The organism is Ureibacillus thermophilus (assembly GCF_004331915.1).
Lineage (GTDB): Bacteria > Bacillota > Bacilli > Bacillales_A > Planococcaceae > Ureibacillus > Ureibacillus thermophilus.
Genome location: NZ_CP036528.1, coordinates 1,715,139 through 1,736,510 on the forward strand (window position 1 = coordinate 1,715,139; position 21,372 = coordinate 1,736,510).

The following is a 21,372-nucleotide window of genomic DNA, read 5'->3' on the forward strand; positions in this document are numbered from 1 at the left end:
AACGGCTGGAAGGCTTCATCTGGAATACTTTCAACTAAATGGTGAATGTGGAAGGCAATATCATTTTCTTGTAATTTTATTTCTAAATCTAGAGGCAAAACTAATTGATTCATGTTATAATATTTGAACATAAGGACCCTTCTTTCTGTTGGTTTTGGTGGTAACTTAATTTTAACAGAAGAGGTCCTTATTTTTTATTGAAAAAATGAAAAACAGCCCATGAAATTTCATTCCAAAATTTCATGGGCTGTTTCCATTTTAGAGGGGGTTTTGTCCCAGCCTCTTTTTTGATATGTTAATAAAAATTGATTTCCGTTCCGGGGACGCTTTCCGCGGGCCCGGCTAGACTCTCCTCTGATTCATTCCTTCGCTCCTCGTGGTCTCGAGAGGGCTCGTCGCAGGAAAACTTTGCTTTATGACTAAGCGTGCGCGACAGGAACTCGCCCCGTCACTCCAATCAATTTTTCGTTAGTTCAATTTTTTATCAAAACTCTTGCAGCTGCCCCTATAATTTTTGGTTTATGTCCCAGCCTCGTTTTTGATATTTGATAAAAATTTTCATGTGCTCCATTGTAACTTTTTCCATTATCATTCGACTAATAATACGAAAACGGAAATAGAAAGGGGAGAGAGTATGAAGAAAACTTTGTCGTGCCTTTGTGCTTTGGCGCTTATGGGCAGCTTGACCATATTGCCTTTTAATGCAGAAGCGCAAGCAATGAATCCAAATGAAACGGTTGAAGTAAAGGCGGAGCATCAATTCAATTATTTTAAAGTGAGTGGTACGATTAGCAAAATTTCCGAAAAACAAGACGGGCTTTTCATTGCAACCATTGATTCGGAAGAAAATCCATTTGCCTTTTACTTTAACGAAGAAACATTGATTTTTGATAATGCAGGGAAAAAAGTTTCTTTAAAAGAAGGCATGACGATCACAGCCTATGTGGACAGTTCAAGGCCGATGATAATGATTTACCCTCCTCAATATTCGCCGGATGTTGTCATTGTGCAAACTGAAAATCCTGGCACAGTGCAGCTGGATCAATTTGATCAAAACTTTTTAAATTCAGCAAAAGACTTAGTGATTCATTTAAATGAAAAAACCGAAATGATCAACTTATCTGGAACGAAATTGAATAAAGAAGCTGTGAACGATAAAGAAGTATTGATTTTCTATGAAGTAGTGCTCGAAAGCTATCCGGCCCAGACCAGCCCATCTAAAGTGATTGTGTTGGAACGGGATGAAAATGAGCAAAAATCTTCTGAGACCGAGAAGGCCTATAAATTGGCGGAAGAAGATTACTATATGATCAACGGTGTAAAAATGGTGCCGCTCCGAATAATTGCAGAACAGCTGGGATACCGAGTAGATTCCACTGGAAATGGAGCGGTTGTTTCAAAAGGCTGCACATTTTTTCTCCTTACTAGAGGCACTGCAACTTACGTGCACAATCAAACAACAAAAACATTTGCAGAATCGCCTGCCTTGTTAGAACCACGCAAGACTTATGTACCTTATGAGTTTATAAAAGAACTTGTAGATCACTATTAACAATAAAAATGGGCTATCAACTATAGGATAGAGGCGCCTCGTGATGACATGAGGTGTCTCTTTTTTTTTATTAAAATTATAAAAATTTTGTGACTACTTCAATTTTTCTTTAATTGAAGTATGTGAAGAAATTCATATTTGCCAATGTAAAGTAGTCTGTTTTTAATTTCACAAAACAAATCTTGTGAAATCAACGTTTTATATGTGAAAAGTGGATTATTTATTATATTAATATAATAAAAAACGGACAAAATTTTTAATAATAAGCTCCAAAAACATCTGTGAAAGCGCTTCAAAAACAGCTAATTATAAGGATTTTAACGGCTTTTTACAAAAAATGTTATTGACTTCATTGGAGTAAAGTAATATTATACAAAAAACAATATTTGAAAATGTGGTAGGGAGATGAGAATACATGGATTTAATGAGACAATCATTGGAAATGCATCGACATTATAAGGGGAAAATGGAGATTATTTCGAAAGTGCCTGTAAACGATGTGCGGGATTTAAGCTTAGCTTATTCTCCAGGTGTTGCAGCGCCTTGCCAAGAAATCGAGAAAAGCCCGATGCGAGTTTATGAGTATACAATGAAAGGAAATTTAGTTGCGGTTGTATCCGATGGAACGGCAGTGTTAGGGTTGGGGGATATTGGTCCAGAAGCAGCTCTTCCGGTTATGGAAGGAAAAGCGTTGTTATTAAAGCGTTTCGCAAATGTAGATGCGGTGCCGATTACGTTAAATACAAAAGATGTGGATGATATCGTTCGGACAGTCAAGGCAATCGAGCCGACATTTGGTGCCATCAATTTGGAAGATATTGCAGCACCTCGCTGCTTTGAAATAGAAGAACGTTTAAAAACTGAATGTAATATTCCGATCTTCCATGATGATCAACACGGAACTGCGATTGTTGTGGCGGCTGGGTTGGAAAATGCATTGAAGATTGTAGGGAAACATAAAAAAGAAGTAAAAATTGTCATTAACGGTGCAGGAGCAGCAGGGATTGCGACATTGAAATTATTGAAAAGTTTCGGTTATGAAAATATCGTTATTTGCGATTCAAAGGGGATTCTTTATGAAGGACGCCCATCCATGAATGCCATCAAAGAAGAAACGGCGAAGATTTCAAATCCTGAAAAATTGAAGGGCACTTTAGATGATGCCATTGTGGGCGCAGACATATTTATCGGCGTGTCCGTTGCAAATATTTTAACAAAGGAACATATTGATTCCATGAAGCGGGATCCAATTGTTTTTGCTTTGGCAAATCCAAATCCAGAAATTACTTATGAAAATGCACAACGTTGGGGAGTGCGAATTATTGGAACAGGACGCTCCGACTATCCAAACCAAGTGAACAATGTTCTTGCGTTTCCTGGCATTTTTAGAGGGGCATTGGATGTATTAGCGTCTGAGATTAATGAAGAAATGAAAATTGCAGCGGCTCGTGCTATAGCATCCCTTGTAGACGAAAAAGATTTACGAGAAGATTATGTCATTCCAAAATCGTTAGATGAACGAGTGGTTCCGGCTGTGGCAAAAGCTGTAGCTGATGCGGCGATTGAGTCTGGTGCATCCAAACTATATAGCAGCTACAATCAACAATTAAACATGATTTAAGCAAAACTATAAAAATAGTACGCCTAATTATCGGATTATTTACAAAAATAATAAAAATATGGCTTGAAATTGAAAAGATCTTTCTTCTCGATATTCAAGCCATATTTTTATTTTAATTATACGATGTCGGATAAAAAGGCAATTCCTAAGAAAATCATAATCAGGAAGATAATAAAGACGATGATGAAGAAAATGATGAACAATGGAATCAAAAAGATGAGTATTGTAAAGAATGACTTCCAATTGGAGAACTGGTGGGCTTCTGCGATGGCTCCAATATAGATGACAATGGACCAAATGAATGCAGCTATGGTGAAAAGTAAAGCGATGATGGAAATAAAACTATAATCTGAATTGCTAAAATAGAATAAACTGTCTGGGTCAACCCACATCCAAAGCAAGTAAATCGGAATCAACATAATCATGGGCCAAACACTTAAGGATGCGGCTTTAAACATCTGCCCATAGGTACCTTTTCCCGAAAATATTTTTCCAATCAGCCAAACACCAAGAGCAGAAAAAGCATTGCCGATGATGCCAAATATAGGGGAAAGAATGACGGTGAATAAAACCAATGCCCATAGAGGAAGAAAATCAAGGTCAGAACCAAGATCTATAAATCCTGTGAACGTACTTCCGATATAACCAAGGGATAAGAAGATGATGATATAAAAATAATTTTTTTCTTTAATGATATAGCGGGTTGTTTTTTTCGGATGGCGCCAAATTGTGATAAACGGATTCATTTTTTCATATTCCTGTGGTGAAATTTCCATTTCGTTCATCCCAAAACCTCCTATTTTTGTTACTTTTAAGTAAATCATATCCGGAAGCAACCTTCAATAGGCAAAAAGAAAGCCAATTGCTGTGAAAATGCACAACAATTGGCCCGATTGTTCTATACCTATTTATTCAAGTGAAATTTCCCTAAAAATCGATAAATTAGTATAAACCTTCAGCAACCATACCGTTTGCTACTTTGATGAATCCAGCAATATTGGCACCAACCATTAAATTGCCTGGTGAACCATATTTTTCAGCACATTCTTTGCTTGTTCTGTAAATATCTTTCATAATTTGGTGAAGTTTTTCATCCACTTTTTCAAAAGACCAGTATGTGCGGCTTGAGTTTTGCGCCATTTCTAAAGCAGAAGTTGCAACACCGCCTGCATTCGCAGCTTTTGCGGGTCCGAATAATACACCATTTGCTAAAAATTCATTGATTGCTTCTGGAGTTGAAGGCATATTTGCCCCTTCTGCAACCACTTTTACGCCATTTGCAATCAAAGCTTTTGCAGATTCTTCGTCGATTTCATTTTGAGTTGCACAAGGCAATGCAATATCGCAAGGAATTGTCCAAATGCCTTTGCAGCCTTCTGTATAAGTTGCGTTTGGACGATATTCAAGATATTTTTTAATCCGTTCACCTTTTACTTCTTTAATTTCCTTAACAGCATTTAAATCAATGCCTTCTGGGTCGTAAATGTAACCGTTGGAATCAGAGCATGCAACGACTTTTGCTCCGAAATGTTGGGCTTTTTCAATGGCATAAATCGCAACGTTACCAGAACCAGAAACGACGATTGTTTTGTCTAAGAAGGATTGGTTTTGGTCGCGCAGCATTTCCTCAACGAAGTATACTAAACCGTATCCAGTTGCTTCTTTACGAGCTAATGAACCGCCGTAGCCAGGTTGTTTACCAGTTAACACACCTGCTTCGTGCATTGCTTTAATGCGTTTGTATTGACCCCATAAATAGCCGATTTCGCGGGCGCCGACACCGATATCTCCAGCAGGAACATCGACATCAGGGCCGATATGGCGGTATAATTCAGTCATAAATGCTTGGCAGAAACGCATAATTTCCGCATCGGATTTTCCTTTAGGGTCAAAGTCGGAACCGCCTTTTGCACCGCCGATTGGTAGACCTGTCAAAGCGTTTTTGAAAATTTGTTCAAAAGCCAAGAATTTCATAATGGATTCGTTTACTGTCGGATGGAAACGCAAACCGCCTTTGTATGGTCCAATTACATTATTGAATTGTACACGATAGCCTTTGTTTACATGAACACGGTTTTGATCATCTTGCCAAGTAACGCGGAAACTGATGATGCGGTCTGGTTCAACAATTCGTGAAAGAATGTTATGTTCGATGTATTCAGGATGTTGTTCAAAAACTGGTACTAATGTATAGAATACCTCTTCCACAGCTTGTAAAAATTCTGGTTGATAATCATATTTGTTTTTAAGATGATTATAAACGGATTCGATATACTCTTTTGCATTGCTTTGGTTTTTAACTAATGTTGTCACCGTTGTTCCCCCCTAGAAATCTTATGAGAAAATGTTATTACGATTTTTCTAACAATTCAATCATTAAAATTTTCCTTTAGGAAAATAAAAAGTAAAATAATGTAAAATAAAATTATTTAAATATAATATTTTTTACCAAATTTTAGTGAGAGGATGAAGGCGTATAATATCCGTTCTAATCGATGCAGATGCGTGTCCAGTCGTTGATATTGCTATATTTGTTTCATATCAATATGAGATGAAACCATTCTTGTTTTGCGATACTTCCCATATCATCGAAAGAGAGAATGCAATAACAATTCAAGTGTCAGAGGGAAGGGATTCCGTTGATTTTGCTATAGTGAATGCGGTTTCAAAATACGATATTGTGATTACACAAGATTACGGTTTGGCTGCCATGTGTTTGGCAAAAGGTGCCTTTGTTTTAAACCAAAATGGAAAAGAATTTACAGATGAAAACATAGATCAAATGCTCTTTTTTAGGCATGAAAATGCAAAATTTCGTCGTTCGGGCGGAAAAACGAAAGGACCGAAAAAACGAACAGAGAAAAATAATTTGGACTTTGAAATAAAATTTCGACAAATTTGTGAACGAGCGATAAATGCAAAAAGGAGAATGAAAATGCTTGAATTACAGCGCCAACTTTCGGAAAAAGAACAAGAAATCATGGATAATATGAAGGTTTCAAAGCCGGTTTTATGGATAAATCCGAATAAAACTGATGAATTGCCGGAAAATCATTCCTTTACCTTTCAGGATGTATTGAATGCAGAAAAGCGATTGCAAAGATTTAGTGCATATATACAGTTTGTGTTTTCGGAAACGAAAAAATTACAAGGAATCATCGAATCCAAATTGATTGAAATTCCAAAGATGCAATCATTCATCGAGAAATATGCCGACAAGCCGCTCTTTGGAAAACTTCTATTAAAATGCGATCACGAATTGCCAATTTCAGGTTCCATTAAAGCGCGCGGCGGCATCTATGAAGTATTAAAATTGGCAGAACAAATTGCCATCAAGCACGGATTCATTCAAGAAACGGATGATTATTCTAAATTTGCGGACAAAGCTTTTCAAGAACTTTTTAGCCAATATAAAATCGCTGTTGGTTCAACGGGTAATTTAGGTTTAAGCATTGGCATCATGGCCGCAAAACTAGGCTTTCAAACAACGGTGCATATGTCGATGGATGCAAAGGAATGGAAAAAGCAGCTGCTTCGGGAAAAGGGTGTTCAAGTGATTGAATATGAATCCGATTATAGCTTGGCTGTTGAAGAAGGAAGAAAACAGGCTGAAAAGGATCCAATGTGCCATTTTGTAGATGATGAAAATTCCATTGATTTGTTTAGCGGCTATGCAGTTGGCGCCCTTCGACTCAAAAAACAGTTGGAAAACTATAAAATTCCAGTGAATCAAGAACATCCGTTGTTTGTTTATTTGCCTTGCGGTGTCGGCGGCGGACCTGGAGGCGTTGCATTTGGTTTAAAGGCTCTTTATAAAGAAAATGTCCATATTTTTTTCGGCGAGCCGACTCAGTCTCCGTGTATGCTTTTAGGAATGATGACCGGAATGCATGATCAAATTTCCGTGAAGGATATCGGCTTAACGAACCGTACTGAGGCGGATGGGTTGGCGGTTGGACGGCCATCTAAATTTGTAGGGAAGCTAATGGAACCGATTTTGAGCGGATGCTATACAGTAGAAGATGAATTTTTATTTGAAAGTTTGAAGGAAATGGTTCGTATGGAAGGAATTTTTATGGAGCCTTCAAGTCATGCGAGTCTTTTTGGACCGATTCAATTGTTGAAGGAAGGAAATGATTATTTCGAAAAGCATGGATTGATGGATCGATTCAATCAAGGAACTCACATTGTGTGGGGGACAGGCGGCAATATGGTTCCAAAAGAACAGAGGGAAATATATTTAAATAGATGAAGATAAAAAAGCTTGTCCAAAGGGCGACCTTCCGCCTCTGGGCAAGCTTTCTGCTAATCTGCCAAAATTTCTTTCACCGTTTCTTCTACTTCACTTCGGCTGACTTTTTCTTTTCCTTCTTTTAAAGCATTTAGTGTTTTGTGGGCAAGGGTAAGAGGCAATCGGCAGAACAATAAAATGGAGCGTTTCGTAATATTCTCCATATAACAATCGGCTTTTTGCAAGTTTTCCTCTGTATAATGGAATAAATCTTCCCTTGACCAGCCTTCCGGAATGAAACTGACACCGCGCGTTTCGAAATCTTCATGCTGATTTCGCAAAATATTGACCGCTTGCAAGCCTCTACCGTATCCAATGGCTAATTCCCGGTCTGTTTTTACTTGGCTGTCCCATTCCCATAAATCTGAAAGCATGACCCCAACAAGACCGGCTACATAATATGTATAATCATCTAAATCTTCTTTCGTGCGAATGTCCCAATTGGCTTTTGCCCACTTTGCCATACCAAAGGCCATTTCACTAGCAGCATCGCACACAATTTTTTCAGATCCAGCTGGCAATAAGGAAATCCAGTCGTTCATGCGAATCGTTACTTCCGGCATGTATGGTTTCACAGGTTCTAACAGCTGCAAATATTTTTCATTATTAAAAGTTTCTTCTTTCAGCAATTCACTTGTTTCCATTAAAAGGGAATATTTGATTTTATTCGTGACTTCAGGATGTTCATTATCTTCAATTTCATCTAATGCGCGCATGATTAAATAAGCATTTGCGACAGCTGTTTTTAAATCTTTCTTTAAAAATGTAATTGGTATATAAAAAGTGCGGCTTGTTTCTTTTAAAACTCGCATGGCATCTTTTTCGAGTGCTTTTTTGTTCATATGACAAATAATCCTCCGATCATTACCTTTCTATTTAATCCTACATGAATTTTCCCAAAAAGAAAAATAAAACTTCTAATTTTATTTTAGACAAGATAAATAAATTATACCCCTCAAAAGATTTACAAAGATGAGCGATATTTTTATGTTAATTTGCGTGTTTTTCTTTTGACTTTTCGTTACAATGGGAGGGGATAGTTTGATAGAAAAAGGTGGATTCATTTGTGAGGAAGGAAACATATATTTTTTTAGATATAGAGGCGGCTATGGTCCGCGGAAAACAACATATTATAGAAATTGGGGCTGTAAAATGGATGCCGAATGATAAGGTAGAGTACTTTTCCGAATTAATTCAGCCCTATAAATTTAAAAAATTAAATGCTCGAATTCAAGAACTCACAGGTATTCATACGGAAGATTTGCTTCTTGCTCCTTCCTTTAAAGAAGTCATTAAGCAGTTTAAAGAATGGAGCAGGGGAGATACAATTTTTGTTACATTTGGCGAATTTGACAGAATCGTATTAGAAGAAGAACTTTTCCGCAATCGAATCCAACGTCGTTTTATTTATCCGATGGTTGATTTTCAACAAAAATATATGATTGAAAATCAACTAAAAGTGCAGCCAAGTTTAAGCGAATTAATGGAAAAATTTGAAGTGGAAACATCAAAGCAACATCGGGCTTTACAAGATGCGATTACCTTATATCATATTTTTAAAGCTGCAGAGGGGCATACACTCATTGAAAAACAAAAGACCAATCAATTTGCCCTTATGTTAAGTGAGGTCCATCATGGAGAACAGAATCTGGAAGTCTTTTTAACCTATGTTACAGGTGAAGTATTCCCTTCCAATATCAGCATCCATTCCATTAATTCCATACATAAATCGTTATTCTGCATGAAAAAAGAAAAGGAAACTATTCAAGAGGACGGCAGCATTGTCAAAACGGAATATCATGAAATACTGCCAAATGAAGAATTGTCCCATTTTTTGCGGACAATTGTTGAAGATATGGAAAATAAAGTGCTGATTACCCGATCCGGCTTAAAACAAATTTCCCGCATCATCCGTCTGCATCAATGTGTCATGCCGAGAACGGAAGTGATGACATTGCAAAATTTATTAAAGAATCAAGATGCAGTTAACCACTTTACTATGAATGGCCAGCCTTTGCATACATATGAAAAAAATTTATATCAATTATTATTCAGATATAGACACAAACTAATTAAGGAGTTTAAAAGAAGAAATTTATTCACAAAGGAAGCTGTAGAAGTTTAATTTTATTCATTAAAAATATATAATTTTGCTATCATGATTTTCTGTTTTGAATTTTAATAAAATTTTAAAAAAATATTGCAATAACAAATTTATCCCGTTAAAGTGTAGAGAGGGAATCAATAAAGGAGAAAGTTTATGAGGAATACGATAGGCATTGATGCAGGCGGCACTTTAACGAAAGTCGCTTTTTTAGATGATCAAAATGAATTCCAATTTAAAGTGTTCCCTTCAAAAGATTTAACCTTGGTAAAGGAATGGATTGAATCGCTTCCTGAAATAGAAGAAATCGGGATTACGGGCGGACGCACAGAACAATTATTATCCAAGATTAAGATGAATAAATCCATTGATTATGTGGTGGAGTTTGATGCTACGATTAAGGGTGTAAAATACTTATTAAAAAAAGAAGGCCATGACATTCAAAAAAGCATCATTACCAATGTAGGGACGGGTACAAGTATCCATTATATGGAAAATGACACCCATGTGCGCGTCGGAGGGACAGGTATCGGTGGAGGCACCTTGACTGGGCTTTCTACTATTATGACGGGGCTCTCAGACTTTAAAGAAATTACAAAAATTGCTAAACAAGGGAAACGGGAATTCATTGACTTATTTGTAAAGGATATTTTTGAAGGTATGGAACCTCCGATTGAAGGGCATTTGACGGCAAGCAATTTTGGAAAAGTCAACCTTTTGAATCACACTTCATATCCGATTCCAGATTTGCTTGCAACGATTCAAGCGCTAGTCGGGGAAGTCATTACGACATTAAGTATCCAATATGCGGATATGAAAAATTCCGAAACGATCATTTACATTGGTTCTACATTAACAAATAATGAACACTTGAAAGAAGTTATTGCGAATTATACCATTTTGAAAAAACATACGCCCGTCTTTTTAAATGATTGCGGTTTTTCAGGAGCCATTGGCGCTCTATTAAATAAAGTAGAGCAAAGAAACAAACTGAAAGATAATAATGGGATTCTCACATAAGAAGAATCCCATTATTTTTATTTTCCTTTTCGAATTGCTTGCCGCGCAAGCTGATCTGCTGCTTTATTTTGCTGTTCTGGAATCCATTTAATAAAAAACAGCTCAAATTCTTCTACTAGTTTTAAAGCGGTTTCCAAATATGGTTTGAACACTTCATTTTTTACATATCTCTTTTCCACAGAGTTGACGACAATTTTTGAATCGGAGCGGACAGAGACGAAAGACGTTCCTAGTTTTTTTGCTTCTTCCAACCCGCGGATTAAAGCGATAAATTCGGCGACATGATTATTCGTATCGCCAATAAATTCTCCGATTTGAATGGAATGCCCTTCTCCTTTTATAAATAATCCGATTCCGCTTGGACCGGGATTTCCGCTTGAGGCACCATCGATATAAACTTCTAACATATTTCCCCCAAATATAAAATATTTTTCAATTCTATTATAGCGAAATTATAGAAATACGCGTGAGGAAAGTATTAATAAATTCAATTTTTTGTCTCCATTTAAAAATTTTTTCATCTAGTGAGATTTTTTCATATCCACTCTCGTTTTATTAGGTGAAAAGGAAAGGAGGAATAACATGGATGAGGAACTTCGTTATATCCGTCAAATTTTGGCAGGGGATAAAAGGGCATATATTCACATCATCAATCAATATAAAAATCCCTTGTATGCCACGATTTTGCGCATGACCAAAAATCCGCAGACGGCAGAAGATATGCTTCAAGAAGTATTTATTAAAGTGTACGAACGGCTTCCAAAGTACGATCAAAAAGGACCTTTTAAAAGCTGGTTGTATCGTATTGCCATTAACCACTGCATTGATGAACTGCGCAAAAAACGGATTCAAACAGAACAAATGGAAGAAGCAATCATCCAAAGCAATGAAACACCAGAAGTTGTGTTATTGCAAAACGAAAAAAGCCGGGAGCTGGAGAAAATGTTGTCAACTTTGCCGGAAGAGGAGCGAATCATTTTGCTTTTGCGCTACACAAACGATCTTAGCTATGCGGAAATCAGCGATGCTTTAGGCATTTCCATCATGGATGTTCGCAACAAGTTGTACCGGGCAAAAAAGAAATTACGAAAAAATGTACAAGAAGGAGGGGTTCTGTATGGTGTGTCCGAAAGAGGATAAACTGCTTGATTATGTGGAAGGTTTTCTTGATGATGAAGAAAAAGCAACGTTGGAACGGCACCTTCATTCTTGTCCGTATTGTGCGCAACAAATTGAATTTTTGATTAAGGAAAATGAATTTTTAGGAGAAACATTGAAATCGCCAATGCTGCCGGATGATTTTGCAGAAAAAATGGTTGAAGAGTTGCAGCCTTACAAAAGAAAAAAACACCGTCCGTTGAAATGGGTATTTGGAACGGCGGCAAGCGTGCTTCTTGCAGGGGGAATTATGTTATCGGTAAATCCGGGCTTTGCAAAGCTATTAGGCGGAATCTTTACAAGCGACAGAGTGGATGAAGGATTGCAAATAGCGGCTGATACAGATATTGCCACACCTGTCAATCGTTCCGTAACCGATCAAGGAATTACCCTTTACGTTGAAGATTTAATTGCCGATACTTCAAGAATTGCTCTTTCTTATCGTGTAACAAACAAGAATGGGAAAACGTTGGATCCATATGTTGATTTAAATCCAGACTCCTTCAAGCTAATCGATGAACATAACAAAGTGATGGAAAACCTTTCAATGAGCTGGGGATCATATGATGAGGAATATGGAGTTTTTGAATTTTCATTAGTAGACATTGATGAGCCATATAAAAAAGGAACGATTCAAATTGAACTAAATCATCTTGCGGGGAAAGATGGCCATTGGAAAATGGAGATTCCAGTCGATTTAACTACCGCTTTTGGCCATCAAAAAGTGGCGAATTTAGATACATCGGTTGAAATGGAAGGAGCAAATCTTCGTTTAAATAAAGTAAATTCTTCCACTTCCACAACTGATATTTACTATACAATTGGCTATACAGATGAAGCAAAAGAAAAACTGAAACAACAAATGAAAGAGAAGGAAAAAAAGTTTGGCAGAAAGATTGTCCAATCATTTTTGTATGATTATTTATCCATTGGTTATCGCATAGAAGATAGCAATGGAAATATACTTGGGTATGAAAATGTTTATGTAGAGGAAGACAAAGGACATCCGGTTTCAAAAAATATGCTCAGCGGCAGCGGCCGATTTGAAGGAGACCCTAATAATTTCGCACCGATAAGTAAAATTGACTCCTTTACACCGCAAAAAAATGAAGGACAGTTATATTTCGTATTAGATACGATTTATATGCCGAAGTTCTCGGATTTCTCGATTACATTTAAACCAGATGAGTTGCCAAAAACATTTAAATATAAAGGGTATGAATTAACGATTAAATCCGTTAAGGTGAATTCAAAGAAAAATGTGGAAATTGAAATGTCTGGATTTGTTGCTCCAAAATCACCTCATTTAGTAGATTGGGTAATTGAAGATAAAGAAGGAAAAATGCATGAGATTACGAGCAAAAGTGAATCCGTATCAGATGAAAGAGATAAACAAGGACGTTTCCAATATTCCATTATAATGAGTCCGGATACTTTGAAAAAAGTTCCTGATGAAATGACCCTCCACCTCATTGGTGAAAAGGAAGTTAAAGAGCTTGAACAAGAATGGCGTGTACCATTATTTAAATAATCTTCAAGGCAGAAGTTCTTATGAAGCCATAGGAACTTCTGCTTTTTTGTATTGATTCGAATTTTTGTGAGATACTTTGCATGGATTATAATTTTGAAAACAGGAAAATGATGATATGCGCTTTGACAAATAAAAAAAATCGATAGTAAAATATAGAAACGAAAAAAAGGGGGAACGGGTTTTGTGAACAAAAGTGCTGTCATAAAAGATATAGATGAACTAATTGATACTTATTGCATTGATTGCCCTATTAAAAGGGATTTGCGACAAACAAGAGGGAAAGCGGGAGCGCACCGCTTTTGCATAGAACAATGTTCCATTGGGGAGCAGCTGCAATTTTTAGGAAACGAATTATTGAAAATCCAAGAGAAAGAATGAAACGGAACTTTAGCACTATTTACCATTTGAATGAATAATAAAAAAATGATAATATTATTAACGTAATTAATGCTCTCTCTTTTACATATAGCAATTTTTTATTATTGATTTCCTCTGAGCATTAAATTACACGGTTGGTTACCATAGATTGAGCAGCTTCCGATAAGGGGCTGCTTTTTTATTTTAGTAAAATAGAAAAAATATAATTTATTAATGAAAATTGACATGAATTTAAGTAAACTTAAGCTATAACGACTGATAAATAATAGGTGATAGCTGTGAAAACATTAGAAAGAAAAAAAGTGCTTATTGCCAGTGGAGGAACCCTAGAAAAATGGGATCGGGTTCGGGGGCATACGAATCTTTCAAAAGGAACAATGGGCTGCTTTTTGGCGGAAACGGCATTTTCCATGGGGGCGGATGTGATTTATTTGCATGGGTATTTCACCAAACTCCCAAAACATAAAGAATCCATGCGCCTTGTCGGGTTTGAAGGGATTGTTGATTTAGGAGAAAAAATAAAAGATATTCTACAAAAGGAAAAAATCGACATTGTCATTATGGCTGCAGCCGGTTCTGACTGGCTGGTGGACAAGGTGTATGACCAAAAGGGAAATTTAATCACAGAAACAGGGAAAATGTCTTCAGATGAACCGCCAATTATCCATTTTAAAAAAGCGCCAAAAATTTTAGGGAAAATTAAAGGCTGGGATTCGGAAACAACCCTTGTCGGCTTTAAGCTTGAAGCAACGGAGGACGTCGGCTATTTAATTGAACGTGCCAAGCTGCGAATGAAGGAATCCAATGCAGATTTTATGGTCGCTAACAGTTCCCAATCGTTATATGGCGATGTGAAGCATTACATCCTTTCTGCCGCTGGAGATGTCATCGAAGTGCAAGGAAAAGAACAAACAGCAAGAAAGTTATTGGAAATTTTGGCTGAAAGAGTATAAAATGAATTGATAATGAAAGACTAGTTTGACTAGTCTTTTCTTTCTATGCAATAATAAATAATTCGAGTATGTTTTATAGGGATTGGAGGATGGATGGGTTATGTCACTAGAAAGTGTTAAAGAACACTTCAGAAAATTTAACCGTGAACAAGATATATTGGAATATGAGGAAATCAGCGCAACTGTTGAGCAGGCAGCTATTGCATTAAATGTGATTCCAGCAAGAATTGCCAAAACTTTATCCTTTAAAGATAAAGACGGAAACGCCTTTTTAGTAGTGGCTGCAGGTGATGCAAAAATTGACAACAAAAAATTTAAAGCCACATTTGGCGTGAAAGCAAAAATGTTAAGCGCGGAAGAAGTGGAGCATTTTACAGGGCATGTGGTAGGAGGCGTTTGTCCCTTTGGTTTGGCCTATGATTTAGCTGTATATTTAGATATTTCGCTAAAACGTTTCTCAACGGTATTTCCTGCATGTGGCAGCATCAATTCCGCCATTGAATTAACATGCGATGAATTGTTTGAATATTCTTACTCAAAGGGTTGGGTAGATGTTGGAAAAGATTGGGATGAATCGTTATCCGATGTACATGAGATAGCAGCGACTATAGAAAGCTAGAGGAGGAATTGGATGTATTTGCTTGATCATATCGTACATTTTGTTAAAGAGCCGAAAGCCATGGTTGAAAAAACAAGAGAGCTTGGCCTTCACACAGTGGAAGGCGGAAAACATGAAATGTGGGGAACGTACAATTCCCTTTGCTACTTTGGGCTTTCCTACATCGAATTTATCGGCGTGTTTGACCAAAATCTCTTGGAGGAATCGGCAAAAGTTCCTTATACATTGCATGCTTCCTATAAAAAACGCAATGAACAACAAGGATTGACGAGAATTGCTTTAAGAACGTCCACCATTGAAAAGGATGCAGAAAAGCTTCGGGAGAAAGGATATGAAGTGATTGGGCCTGATTCTTTTTCAAGGGTTCGGCCGGATGGAAGCATTTTGACATGGAAATTGCTCCATTTTGGAAAAAAAGAGTTTCCCTTTGAATTTCCGTTTCTCATTCAATGGGACGGTTCAGATGAAGATCGATACAACGACTTAATTCATAATGGAACGATTCAAAAGCATCCAGAAGGTGACTTGGCAATCGCTGAAATTGCTTTCGAGGTAAACGATTTAGGGTGGGCGAAGAAATGGTCCGAGCTATTTCAACATAAAATAATGGAAAGTACACCATCCTACATAAAACTCAAGGCGCCCAATTGCGATTTCCGTTTTACTTTAGGCGAAAAAAATGAGATTACTGAAGTAGTTATAAAGGGAGCAAAAGCAGAAAAGCAAGTTATTTTGGAACAGGGGAATTATAGATTTTCACGCTAAAAAAGGAAAAAAACCTCCTAGGCAAGGAATGTATGGGAAGGAGGTTTTTTTAAGATGGCAAAAATTTTTGTTGCCCTGCTTGTTTTGGGGATTCTTTATTTTTCCACCTTTGTCGTGTCGGTTATAGCGCTATTCGTCGGAACTTTTGAATGGATTCCTTTTATCATGCTGTGTTATTGTTCTTTATTTGCTGTTTATAGCTATTTGATTCCGCTATTTTACAATAAAGAAAAGGAAATGTTGGTTTGTAGCCATCTCTTGTATTACTTTAGCGGCAAGTTTGATTTGGTCGATTTATAAGGAATATATAGAGAGCATTCCGACGGTTTCTGCGGAAGTGAATATTTATGAATCTCTGCCCTTTGAAGAAGATTCAAAAGTGGCAACTTTAGACGAGGAAGCCATTTTAAAATTGTCGGAGCAGCTTCCTGTTATGGATGGGGCAACAGCTTTGTCCTCCCTTATTCCGCCATTGCCCAAGCGGTTTATCCTAAAAATAGTAGGTGCGGAATCCCTTATTCGCTGGAATCATCCAGAATATGGATTAGTGCCGCCGGGAAAATTTATTCCCGTAGCGGAAGAATCAGGGTTAATTGGCCCGATTGGCGAATGGATGATGAAAAAAGTTTGCAAGCAGTTAGCGGTATGGAAAAAAAACGGTTTTTCACTCATCCCGGTGAGCATTAATATAACTTCAAAGAGTTTTCTGAAGCAAGGTTTTGCAGAAGGGATTCGAAAGTTGTTAAAACATTATGATTTGGAAGGGAAATGGTTAGAAATTGAAATTACAGAAAATTCGATTATGCGCAACGAAGAAATGGTGCAAAAAACTTTAAAAGAATTAAAAGAAATGGGCGTCAAAATTTACATCGATGATTTTGGTACAGGCTATTCTTCCTTTAATTACTTGAAAACTTTCCGATTGGATGGCGTAAAAATCGACCAGTCGTTCGTTCGAAATATCGCCAACAATCCCGAAAACGCTAGCATTACATCTGCTATGATAAAAGTGGCGCAGCAATTGAATTTGGAAGTGATTGCAGAAGGGGTGGAAACAAGAGAGGAATTAGACTTCCTTTTAAGTTTAAATTGCCGCTATATCCAAGGATATTATTTCGCTAAACCATGCCTAATCGAAGAATTTGAGAAAAACTATTTAGAGATAATGAAATAATTGAATAAATGTCAAGAATTGAAAACCATTCAATTCTTTTTTAGTAATGAAAAATAATATATTTTCCAACATTTAAATGAAAAAACCTATGGGGAATTTTACAAGAATAATAGTATAATGGTAACCATGGGGCGAATGGTATTGGCAAAGAATTTTTAGAAGAGTTGTTTATAAAAAAATGGATAAAAAGTGAGCAATCCAAAACTTAATGGTAAACCTCACATTGATGGTATTTTTATTTGCCTTTTTAGCCATTTTAATCTAGTACACAGTTATGAAAATTCAATAATCAGCTTCAAAAGAAAGAGGAATGGTTATGACAGTAACAAAACCGTTGACAGATTTGGAAATTGCCTACAATGCAGAAATGAAACCGATTAGTGAAATTGCAAGAAATGCCCATATTCCTGAAGATGCCCTTGAACAATATGGGCGCTATAAAGGAAAAATTGATCCGGCGAAAATCCCAGGAGAGCCGAAAGGAAAAGTTGTGCTTGTCACTGCGACAAATCCAACGCCTGCCGGGGAAGGCAAAACGACTGTTACCATTGGACTTTCCGACGCATTAAAACAATTAAATCAAAAGGTGATGGTTGCTCTTCGTGAACCTTCTTTAGGACCTGTATTTGGCATTAAAGGAGGGGCAACAGGAGGCGGCTATGCACAAGTGCTGCCAATGGAAGAAATTAACTTACATTTCAATGGAGATTTTCACGCTATTACAACAGCCAATAATTTAATTTCTGCCATCATCGACAATCATATCCATCAAGGAAACGAGCTGAACATTGACCCAAGACGAATTATCTGGAAGCGCGTTTTAGATATGAATGACCGGGCCCTTCGAAAAGTGGTCGTTGGGTTGGGTGGACCGACACAAGGGATCCCAAGGGAAGATGGCTTTGATATTACTGTAGCCTCTGAAATTATGGCTGTATTTTGTTTAGCCACAAGCCTTGAGGATTTAAAGGAACGTCTATCGAATATTTTGATTGGCTACACATACGACCGCAAGCCTGTTTTTGTGCGGGATTTAGGAATTGAAGGGGCATTAACCCTCATTTTAAAAGAGGCGTTCAAGCCAAATATTGTACAAACGATAGAAGGAACGCCTGCACTAATTCACGGAGGGCCTTTTGCAAACATTGCTCACGGCTGCAATTCCATCATTGCTACACAAACAGCCCGAAAACTTGCCGATATTGTCGTAACGGAAGCCGGTTTTGGAGCGGATTTAGGCGCTGAAAAATTTATGGACATCAAGGCAAGAAAAGGCGGATTCCATCCAGATGCAGTCGTCATTGTAACAACGATTCGCGCATTAAAAATGCATGGCGGAGTGGAGAAAAGCGAATTGACAAAGGAAAATGTATCTGCATTATTGAAAGGCATTTCCAATTTGGAACGCCATGTGCAAACAGTTAGAAATTTCGGCATTGAGCCAATCGTCGCAGTGAATCGCTTTATCACTGATACAGAGGATGAAATTCAAGCGCTATTGAATTGGGCAAAAACTAAAAATGTTCGCATTGCAAGAACTAACGTATGGGAAGAAGGCGGAAAAGGCGGTATTGACCTTGCAAAACACGTGCTTGAAGTATTAAATGAACCTAAACAATTTGCTCCTCTATACGATTTATCTGATTCCATCGAACAAAAAATTACAACGATTGTACAAAAAGTATACGGCGGTGCCGGCGTTGTTTTTGCGGATCAAGCAAAAAAACAATTAAAACAAATTGAAGAAAACGGATGGAGCAACTTACCAATCTGTATGGCAAAAACCCAATATTCATTATCCGATCATCCGAAATTATTGGGCTGTCCACAAGGGTTTACGATTACAGTTAGAGAAATCATACCAAAATTAGGTGCAGGCTTTTTAGTTTGCTTAACAGGCGAAATTATGACAATGCCTGGACTTCCAAAAGCACCAGCAGCGTTAAAAATGGATGTAGATGAAAAAGGAAATGCAGTCGGATTGTTTTAAACGTAAAGTGGACGTGAGGAACGGATGAGTTTCTCACGTCCACTACTTTATTTTATTTTTCCAAATAGGTTAATCTATTTGAGGATTAAAATGCCCAATTCATGTATAAGCGGTGCTTTTTCAGCCAGTATTTTGCCAATTAGTTACAAAATAATGAACAATTTGTGAACAGTCATAAATGGTATAGCCTAAATGAATGAAAAGTGACATACTATAGTAGATTATTTTGCTAACTTAAATAAAAAAGTATGATTAATGTGTAACCGATTACACATTTAAAGAGTTAGAATATGTAACCGATTACATATTTCTTGCGGTAAATGTGTAACCGGTACCACAAATTGCTGGGTTGTAGGTGATTGAATGGCAACAATCCATGATGTTGCAAAAAGAGCCAATGTTTCAGTTGCTACTGTATCCAGATACCTCAATCAAAATGGCTATGTAAGCAAAAAATCGAAAGAAGCCATTGAGCGAGCAATTCAGGAATTAAATTTTGTTCCGAATCATGTGGCGAGAACGTTGTCAACAAAAAAATCCAATTTAATTGGATTAATTATTCCGGATATTGAAAACCCATTCTTCCCGGAACTTGCCCGTGCTGTTGAGGATACCGCTTATCGATATGGCTATACGGTTATATTATGCAATTCCGACGAGGATCCAAATAAAGAAAAGCATTACTTAAAAGTGTTAACTCAAGAGTATGTGGCAGGCATCATTATTACATCCACCGATGAAAAAATAAGCGGGGAAATAAATATACCGATTGTTGCTTTAGACCGTGTGCCAAAGACGGAACTTCCAACGGTCACGACAAACAATAAACTTGGGGCTGAAATGGCGGGGCGCTTTATGCTGGGATGCGGTGCAAAAGAACTTTTAATTTTAAAAGGACCAAAGCAGCTGGTTTCTTCAGAAGAGCGTCTTGAAGGTTTTTTAAAAGCGCTTCAGGGAAAAAATATAAAAATACACATTGTTGAAAGTCCTTATGAATTGCATGATGCAGAAAACATTACCTTTGAATTTTTAGAAAAGCATCCTTCCATTGATGGAATTTTTGGAAGCAGTGACGTTTCCGCCATTGGGGCATTGAAAGCCTGCGAAAAATTGGGAAGAAAAGTGCCGGAAGAAATTCAGATTATTGGTTTTGACGGAATTCAGTTAGGGAATTATACGACACCAAGTTTAACGACTGTTGCACAAAAGATTTACCAATTAGGCGAAATGGCTGCAGAACTTTTAATTCAACAAATCGAAGGGAAAACAATTGAGCAAAAACATATTGCGATTCATCCCGAATTGATTGTGCGCAACTCGACTCGAAAGGAGTTTATACAATGATTACCGTGATTGGAAGCATCAATATGGATTTGGCTGTGGAAACGGAAATTTTTCCAAAACAAGGAGAAACGGTTCAAGGCTCCCTTTTTAAAACGATTCCGGGGGGAAAAGGAGCAAACCAAGCCGTTGCCGCAGCAAGACTCGGAAGCAAGGTCCGCATGATTGGTGCAGTTGGAAATGATAGTTTCGGGAAAGAATTATATCAAAATTTGCAAAATGAAAATGTCGATGTATCTGGCATTGTCATGGCTGAAAATTCAACGGGAATTGCCAACATTTTGCTACATAACCGCGACAATCGCATCATCGTCATTCCAGGCGCCAACTATGATTTGGACAAAGAAATGATTGATCGAAACATTCATCACATATTGGAAAGTAAACTGGTGATGATGCAGCTGGAAATTCCGATAGATACCGTTGAATATGTGTTAGCTATTTGCAAAAAACATGAAATCCCCGTTTTATTAAATCCGGCGCCTGCGAAAAACTTTAAGAAAGAATGGATGAATCAAATTACATTCTTAACTCCCAATGAAACAGAATGTGAAGTAATTTTTGGTGACGATTGGGAAAAGGTGCTGGAAGAATATCCTAACAAAATCATTGTTACATTAGGCAGTGAAGGTGCAGCTTTTCATGATGGAACGAGCATTGTAAGAATTCCTGGATTTAAAACAACTGCCGTTGATACAACAGGGGCAGGAGATACGTTTAATGGCGCCTTTGCCCATGCAATTTGCAGCGGAATAACAATGAATGAATCCATTCATTTTGCCAATATTGCTGCATCCCTTTCTGTGGAAAAATTTGGGGCTCAAGGCGGCATGCCGACCCTTGATGAAGTATACGCTCGCTTAGGAGGACAATAA

General features: G+C 37.4%; 20 protein-coding genes. 16 read left to right on the forward strand and 4 right to left on the reverse strand.

Features of this window, described 5'->3' with window-relative positions; all coding sequences use genetic code 11:
* Positions 1–634 precede the first annotated feature (634 nt).
* Positions 635–1,552, forward strand: coding sequence for a stalk domain-containing protein (locus DKZ56_RS08485; RefSeq protein ID WP_208649585.1), 918 nt, complete (start codon positions 635–637; stop codon positions 1,550–1,552).
* Positions 1,553–1,967: 415 nt separating this feature from the next.
* Positions 1,968–3,173: an NAD(P)-dependent malic enzyme gene (locus tag DKZ56_RS08490; RefSeq protein WP_208649586.1), complete on the forward strand. Its 1,206-nt coding sequence runs from the start codon at positions 1,968–1,970 to the stop codon at positions 3,171–3,173.
* 116 nt (positions 3,174–3,289) lie between these two features.
* On the opposite strand, the gene DKZ56_RS08495 is transcribed toward DKZ56_RS08490, so the two are convergent.
* Together DKZ56_RS08495 and gdhA are read right to left on the reverse strand one after the other, a co-directional pair.
* Complete coding sequence (locus tag DKZ56_RS08495) at positions 3,290–3,958, reverse strand: Yip1 family protein (protein WP_208649587.1); 669 nt, start codon at positions 3,956–3,958, stop codon at positions 3,290–3,292.
* A 157-nt stretch (positions 3,959–4,115) separates the two neighbouring features.
* The gene (gene gdhA, locus DKZ56_RS08500; RefSeq protein WP_208649588.1) at positions 4,116–5,486 is read right to left on the reverse strand and encodes an NADP-specific glutamate dehydrogenase; all 1,371 of its coding nucleotides are present in this window, start codon (positions 5,484–5,486) and stop codon (positions 4,116–4,118) included.
* A gap of 178 nt (positions 5,487–5,664) precedes the next feature.
* Here gdhA and DKZ56_RS08510 point away from each other — a divergent pair, with 178 nt between their 5' ends.
* Positions 5,665–7,425, forward strand: a complete 1,761-nt coding sequence (locus DKZ56_RS08510; protein WP_390264656.1) for a D-serine ammonia-lyase — start codon at positions 5,665–5,667, stop codon at positions 7,423–7,425.
* Positions 7,426–7,478: 53 nt separating this feature from the next.
* Here DKZ56_RS08510 and DKZ56_RS08515 read toward each other — a convergent pair whose 3' ends face one another.
* Positions 7,479–8,306 (reverse strand): squalene/phytoene synthase family protein, encoded by an 828-nt coding sequence (locus DKZ56_RS08515; protein ID WP_208649589.1) that lies wholly within the window; start codon positions 8,304–8,306, stop codon positions 7,479–7,481.
* A 224-nt stretch (positions 8,307–8,530) separates the two neighbouring features.
* Here DKZ56_RS08515 and DKZ56_RS08520 point away from each other — a divergent pair, with 224 nt between their 5' ends.
* A complete protein-coding gene (locus tag DKZ56_RS08520) occupies positions 8,531–9,589 on the forward strand; it encodes a 3'-5' exonuclease (RefSeq protein ID WP_208649590.1) in 1,059 nt (352 codons plus the stop codon).
* Positions 9,590–9,724: 135 nt separating this feature from the next.
* Complete coding sequence (coaW, locus tag DKZ56_RS08525) at positions 9,725–10,588, forward strand: type II pantothenate kinase (protein ID WP_208649591.1); 864 nt, start codon at positions 9,725–9,727, stop codon at positions 10,586–10,588.
* A 17-nt stretch (positions 10,589–10,605) separates the two neighbouring features.
* Here coaW and DKZ56_RS08530 read toward each other — a convergent pair whose 3' ends face one another.
* On the reverse strand, positions 10,606–10,995 hold the full coding sequence (locus DKZ56_RS08530; protein ID WP_208649592.1) for a ribonuclease HI family protein: 390 nt from the start codon (positions 10,993–10,995) through the stop codon (positions 10,606–10,608).
* Between the two features lie 175 nt (positions 10,996–11,170).
* On the opposite strand from DKZ56_RS08530, the gene DKZ56_RS08535 reads away from it, so the two are divergent.
* The 11 genes from DKZ56_RS08535 to rbsK all read left to right on the forward strand — a co-directional run bounded on the left by DKZ56_RS08535 (position 11,171) and on the right by rbsK (position 21,372).
* Complete coding sequence (locus DKZ56_RS08535; RefSeq protein WP_208649593.1) at positions 11,171–11,728, forward strand: RNA polymerase sigma factor; 558 nt, start codon at positions 11,171–11,173, stop codon at positions 11,726–11,728.
* Positions 11,706–13,277 (forward strand): DUF4179 domain-containing protein, encoded by a 1,572-nt coding sequence (locus DKZ56_RS08540; protein WP_208649594.1) that lies wholly within the window; start codon positions 11,706–11,708, stop codon positions 13,275–13,277. The genes DKZ56_RS08535 and DKZ56_RS08540 overlap by 23 nt, the downstream gene beginning before the upstream one ends.
* Positions 13,278–13,460: 183 nt before the next feature.
* Positions 13,461–13,655, forward strand: coding sequence for a zinc-finger domain-containing protein (locus tag DKZ56_RS08545; protein WP_208649595.1), 195 nt, complete (start codon positions 13,461–13,463; stop codon positions 13,653–13,655).
* Positions 13,656–13,933: 278 nt separating this feature from the next.
* Positions 13,934–14,608: a phosphopantothenoylcysteine decarboxylase domain-containing protein gene (locus DKZ56_RS08550; protein WP_208649596.1), complete on the forward strand. Its 675-nt coding sequence runs from the start codon at positions 13,934–13,936 to the stop codon at positions 14,606–14,608.
* A gap of 100 nt (positions 14,609–14,708) precedes the next feature.
* Positions 14,709–15,227, forward strand: a complete 519-nt coding sequence (locus DKZ56_RS08555) for a YbaK/EbsC family protein (protein WP_208649597.1) — start codon at positions 14,709–14,711, stop codon at positions 15,225–15,227.
* Positions 15,228–15,239: 12 nt separating this feature from the next.
* Complete coding sequence (locus DKZ56_RS08560) at positions 15,240–15,992, forward strand: VOC family protein (protein WP_208649598.1); 753 nt, start codon at positions 15,240–15,242, stop codon at positions 15,990–15,992.
* A 54-nt stretch (positions 15,993–16,046) separates the two neighbouring features.
* Entirely contained in the window at positions 16,047–16,292 is a 246-nt protein-coding gene (locus DKZ56_RS08565) for a hypothetical protein (protein ID WP_208649599.1), read from the forward strand.
* On the forward strand, positions 16,273–17,166 hold the full coding sequence (locus DKZ56_RS08570) for a putative bifunctional diguanylate cyclase/phosphodiesterase (RefSeq protein WP_208649600.1): 894 nt from the start codon (positions 16,273–16,275) through the stop codon (positions 17,164–17,166). The genes DKZ56_RS08565 and DKZ56_RS08570 overlap by 20 nt, the downstream gene beginning before the upstream one ends.
* Before the next feature lie 310 nt (positions 17,167–17,476).
* Positions 17,477–19,156, forward strand: coding sequence for a formate--tetrahydrofolate ligase (locus DKZ56_RS08575; protein WP_425471020.1), 1,680 nt, complete (start codon positions 17,477–17,479; stop codon positions 19,154–19,156).
* A 363-nt stretch (positions 19,157–19,519) separates the two neighbouring features.
* Positions 19,520–20,500, forward strand: a complete 981-nt coding sequence (locus tag DKZ56_RS08580) for a LacI family DNA-binding transcriptional regulator (protein WP_208649602.1) — start codon at positions 19,520–19,522, stop codon at positions 20,498–20,500.
* Positions 20,497–21,372 (forward strand): ribokinase, encoded by an 876-nt coding sequence (gene rbsK / locus DKZ56_RS08585; RefSeq protein WP_208649603.1) that lies wholly within the window; start codon positions 20,497–20,499, stop codon positions 21,370–21,372. The genes DKZ56_RS08580 and rbsK overlap by 4 nt, the downstream gene beginning before the upstream one ends.